Here is a 5009-nt window from a genome sequence, read left to right as displayed (position 1 = left end):
GCGCGGGATCGCGACGAAACGCGGCGCTTTCCCATTTTGCGCGCGCGGGCCGGGCCGCACTGCTCACCGCCTCCCCATGCTCGACAATCTCACTCAACGGATGGCGCGCGTCGTCAAGACGCTGCGCGGCGAAGCCCGGCTCACCGAAGCCAATACGCAGGAAATGCTGCGCGAAGTGCGTCTCGCGCTGCTGGAAGCGGACGTGGCGCTGCCCGTCGTGCGCGAGTTCATCGCCAAGGTGAAGGAAAAGGCGCTCGGCGAGGAAGTGATCGGCAGCCTCTCGCCAGGCCAGGCGCTCGTGGGCGTGGTGCAGCGCGAGCTGACCGCCGTGATCGGCGGCGACTACGAAGGCAAGGCCGCCGAGCTGAGCCTCAACGTCACGCCGCCCGCGGTCATTCTCATGGCGGGTCTGCAGGGCGCCGGCAAAACCACCACGACCGGCAAGCTCGCCAAGCTCCTGCGCGAGAAGTACAAGAAGAAGGTCCTCACCGTTTCGTGCGACGTCTACCGCCCTGCCGCTATCGCGCAGCTGAAGACGGTGACGGAACAGGTCGGCGCCGACTTCTTCCCGTCGCAGCCCGACCAGAAGCCCGTCGACATCGCCAACGCGGCAGTGGATTGGGCCAGGCGCCACTATCACGACGTGCTGCTCGTCGACACGGCAGGCCGCCTCGGCATCGACGAGGTGATGATGAACGAGATCACCGCGCTGCACGCCTCGCTCAAGCCCGCGGAAACGCTCTTCGTCGTCGACGCCATGCTCGGTCAGGACGCCGTCAACACCGCCAAGGCGTTCAACGACGCCCTGCCACTCACCGGCGTCGTGCTTACCAAGCTCGACGGCGACTCGCGCGGCGGCGCGGCGCTCTCCGTGCGCCACATCACGGGCAAGCCGATCAAGTTCGTCGGCGTTGCGGAAAAGCTCGACGGCCTTGAGGTGTTCCACCCTGACCGCATGGCCAACCGCATTCTCGGCATGGGCGATATTCTCGCGCTCGTCGAGGAAGCGCAGCGCGGCGTGGACGTGCAGGCCGCGCAAAAGCTCGCCGACAAGGTCAAGAAGGGTGGCGACTTCGACCTCAACGACTTCCGCGCGCAGCTCTCGCAGATGAAGAAGATGGGCGGCCTCTCCACGCTGATGGACAAGCTGCCCGCGCAGTTCCAGCAAGCCGCGGCAGGCGCCGACATGGGCCAGGCCGAGAAGCAGATGCGCCGCATGGAGGGCATCATCAACTCGATGACGGCCGCCGAGCGTGCGAAGCCCGAGCTCATTAAGGCCACGCGCAAGCGCCGCATCGCGGCGGGCGCGGGTGTGCAGGTTCAGGAAGTGAATCGCCTGCTCAACCAGTACGACCAGATGCGCACCATGATGAAGAAGCTGAAGGGCGGAAACATTCAGAAGATGATGCGCGGCATGAAGGGCATGATGCCCGGCATGCGCTGATATGCGATCCTGTGGGGCCGCCTGCGCGCTGCAACGTGCGCGAGCGGCCTCGCTCGACGCGGCGCGCAAGCTGAACTGGAATGCGCGGGTTTTTGCTGTAGCGCGCGCCGCCGTTATTTCCCACACTTGAATAGCTACAGCCACGGCCCCGCCAGAGTGATGAATCGCGAAGAAGCTCTCCACATTTTCCGCCACTCCGAAGAGATCGTTTCGGAGGGCGACGTCAATGCGTCGATCGGCCGGATGGCCGAAGCCATCCGCGCCGAGATCAGCGAGGACTTCCCGCTCGTGCTCTCGGTAATGGGCGGCGCCGCCGTGTTCACCGGCATGCTGCTGCCGCACCTCGACTTCCCGCTCGAGTTCGACTACATCCACCTCACGCGCTACCGCAACGCGATCAAGGGCAGCGCCGAGATGCAATGGCGCGTGGCGCCGCGCGAGTCGGTGAAGGACCGCGTGGTGCTCGTCCTCGACGACATTCTCGACGAAGGCGAGACCATGGCCGCGATCCGCGACCGCATCATGGACATGGGCGCGAAGCGTTTCCTCTCGGCCGTGCTGTGCGAGAAGATCATTCCGAAGGCAAAGCCGCTGCATCCCGACTACTGCGGGTTTTCGGTGCCGGACCGCTATGTGTTCGGCTGCGGCATGGACGCGAAGGGCTACTGGCGCAATCTGCCGACCATCCGCGCGCTGACCGAAGGCGCGTGAAGAGGCGGCAAGCGAAGCATCATGAAAAAAAGCAGCCCACGGGCTGCTTTTTTGTTGCCGCCGACGCCTGCGGCCTCAGAGGTGATGCACGAAGTTGGCAATCCCCGCGAGGATCATCTCCACCGAAATCGCTACGAGCACGAGCCCCATCAGACGCTCGAACGCCGTCACCACGCGCTCACCGAGCCACTGCTGGATGCGCTCCGCCATCACCAGCACGATCGCGCAGATCACCATCGTGACGACGAGCGCCGCGACCCACTCGTAGAGCTTGCCGGGTGCCTGCGAGGTGAGCAGCATGACGGTGGCGAGCGCCGAAGGCCCCGCGAGCGCGGGAATGGCCAGCGGCACGATGAGCGGCTCGCCGCCCTTGTCGCCGCCGCCGAACGGGCCGCCCGGATGCGGAAAGATCATGCGCAGCGCGATGAGGAACAGCACGATGCCGCCGCCGATGCGCAGCGACGTGTCCGTGAGCCCCATCATGCGCAGGAAGGCGTTCCCCGCCACCATGAAGATCAGCAGGATCACGAACGCGATCGCGACCTCACGCAGGATCACGACCGCGCGGCGCTGCTTGGCGACGCCGCGCAGGCAGCTGATGAAAAGCGGAATGTTGCCGAGCGGATCGGTAATGAGGAGCAACAGGACCGTAGCGGACAGAAAACTGTACTCCACGCGCCCGAGCTCCCTTAACCGACGTTGATCATTGAATAGCGCATCAAACCGCGAGCGCGGCGCGGATCTTCTGCGCCACTGTCTGCGCGGCCTCTTCGGCCGGGAGCAGCGTCGCTTCGGTGTCGCGGCGGCCCTGGTACTCGATCTTGCCTTCCTTCAGGCCGCGCTCGCCGATTACGAGACGATGCGGCACGCCAATCAGCTCCCAGTCGGCGAACATCACGCCCGGGCGCTCGCCGCGGTCGTCGAGGATCACGTCCACGCCCGCTTCGACCAGCGCGTTGTACACGCGCTCCGCGTGCTCGCGCACGAGTTCGCTGCGGTCCATGCCCATCGGACACACGACGACCTGGAACGGCGCGATCGACTCAGGCCAGATGATGCCCTTCTCGTCGAAGTTCTGCTCGATCGCTGCACCGAGGATACGCGTGACGCCAATGCCATAGCAGCCCATCTGCATCGGCGCGGGCTTGCCGTTCTCGGCGAGGAAGGTGGCGTTCATCGCCTCGGAGTACTTCGTGCCGAGCTGGAACACGTGGCCCACTTCGATGCCGCGGCAGATGTCGAGCACGCCCTTGCCGTCCGGTGAGGGGTCGCCCTTCTTCACGTTGCGGATGTCGGCCACGACCGGCTCCGGCAGATCGCGGCCCCAGTTCACGCCCGTGGTGTGGAAATCGACCTCGTTCGAGCCCACCACGAAGTCGCTCATGTTCGCGACCGTCGAGTCGGCGATGACCTTGACCGGCTTCTTCGTGTTGAGCGGACCGAGGTAGCCCGGCGGCGTGCCGAACCACTCGATGATTTCGCTTTCCGTCGCGAAGCGGAAGCCGCCGAGGCCGTCGAGCTTGCCAACCTTGATCTCATTCAGGTCGTGGTCGCCGCGCAGCATGAGCAACCAGATCGTGGGCTCGGCGCCTTCGTTGTCCGCATTGTTGTCGGTAGCGAGCACGATCGACTTGATCGTGCTTTCGAGCGGGATGCCGAGCAGCTCGGCGACCTGCTCGCACTTGGCCGCGCCCGGCGTGGGCGTTTTCGTGAGCGGCTGCGTGGGCGCAGCGCGCTGCGCGACGAGCGGCAGCGCATCGGCGGCTTCGACGTTCGCCGCGAAGTCCGAGGTCGGGCAGTAGGCGATGTCGTCCTCGCCGGTTTCCGCGATCACGTGGAATTCGTGCGAACCGCTGCCACCGATCGAACCGTTGTCGGCCGCCACCGCGCGGAACTCGAGACCGAGACGCGTGAAGATGCGCGTGTAGGCGTCGTACATCTTCTGGTACGAAGCCTTGAGGCCTTCGATGTCCTTATCGAACGAATACGCGTCCTTCATGATGAACTCGCGCCCACGCATCACGCCGAAACGGGGACGGATTTCGTCGCGGAACTTCGTCTGCACCTGATAGAAGTTCACCGGCATCTGGCGGTAGCTCTTGATCTGGTTGCGCGCGATGTCGGTGACGACCTCCTCGTGCGTCGGCCCCATCACGAAGTCGCTTTGCTTGCGATCCTTGAAGCGCAACAGTTCCGGCCCGTATTTCTCCCATCGACCCGATTCCTGCCACAACTCGGCCGGCTGCACGGCCGGCATCAGCAGTTCGATCGCGCCGGCGCGGTTCATTTCCTCGCGCACGATCTGCTCGACCTTGCGGATCGAACGCAGGCCGATCGGCAGATAGTTGTAGATGCCGCCAGCGACGCGACGGATCATGCCCGCGCGAACCATCAACTTGTGACTGACGATTTCCGCGTCAGAGGGCGCTTCCTTCAGGGTGCCGATAAAGAAACGGGAGGCTTTCATTCAAATTATCCAAAAGCGGCGGCCCGGTGCAGACCGCCCTGAGAGGGTAGAACAGTGGAGTTCGCGCGCCAGCGCAGAACCAGCAGAGTGCGACACTATACCTTGACGGCGCCGCTGCGCCTGACGTTCGCCAGCACGAGCGCCCACCTTCGCAGCCAGCGCACGACCAGCGCCGGCGGGAGATTCGCGCGAGCGGCACACGGCTGGCACAGGCCTCGCGAGCATTCGTTCCAAACTTCCGGGCGTCGGGTGCGTGAGGACCGTTATCTGTTTATAATCAAAGCAATTTTAAAGGATTCGAAGGTGGTTGTATGCTGGATCGTGAGGGGTTTCGCCCGAACGTCGGCATCATCCTCTTGAACGCGCGAAACGAGGTGTTTTGGGGCA

At 64.5% G+C, this 5009-nt stretch carries 4 protein-coding genes and 1 pseudogene; 3 read left to right on the top strand and 2 right to left on the bottom strand.

All coding sequences use genetic code 11. From position 1 onward, the window contains the following. Nucleotides 1–76: 76 nt before the first annotated feature. Nucleotides 77–1444, top strand: a complete 1368-nt coding sequence (gene ffh, locus VMJ11_RS00610; protein WP_325615864.1) for a signal recognition particle protein — start codon at nucleotides 77–79, stop codon at nucleotides 1442–1444. Nucleotides 1445–1603: 159 nt separating this feature from the next. Continuing rightward, nucleotides 1604–2155, top strand: a complete 552-nt coding sequence (locus VMJ11_RS00605; RefSeq protein ID WP_325615862.1) for a hypoxanthine-guanine phosphoribosyltransferase — start codon at nucleotides 1604–1606, stop codon at nucleotides 2153–2155. A gap of 75 nt (nucleotides 2156–2230) precedes the next feature. Here VMJ11_RS00605 and VMJ11_RS00600 read toward each other — a convergent pair whose 3' ends face one another. Together VMJ11_RS00600 and VMJ11_RS00595 are read right to left on the bottom strand one after the other, a co-directional pair. Beyond that, a complete protein-coding gene (locus tag VMJ11_RS00600; RefSeq protein ID WP_325615860.1) occupies nucleotides 2231–2830 on the bottom strand; it encodes a MarC family protein in 600 nt (199 codons plus the stop codon). A 43-nt stretch (nucleotides 2831–2873) separates the two neighbouring features. Then, on the bottom strand, nucleotides 2874–4622 hold the full coding sequence (locus tag VMJ11_RS00595; protein WP_325615859.1) for a proline--tRNA ligase: 1749 nt from the start codon (nucleotides 4620–4622) through the stop codon (nucleotides 2874–2876). 311 nt (nucleotides 4623–4933) lie between these two features. Here VMJ11_RS00595 and VMJ11_RS00590 point away from each other — a divergent pair. Beyond that, nucleotides 4934–5009: pseudogene (locus VMJ11_RS00590) on the top strand (RNA pyrophosphohydrolase); the annotation flags it as partial.

Origin of the sequence: Paraburkholderia sp., assembly GCF_035501035.1 — a bacterium.
In the GTDB taxonomy this organism is placed as follows: Bacteria; Pseudomonadota; Gammaproteobacteria; order Burkholderiales; family Burkholderiaceae; genus Paraburkholderia.
This window is presented reverse-complemented; position numbering and strand designations above follow the sequence as displayed.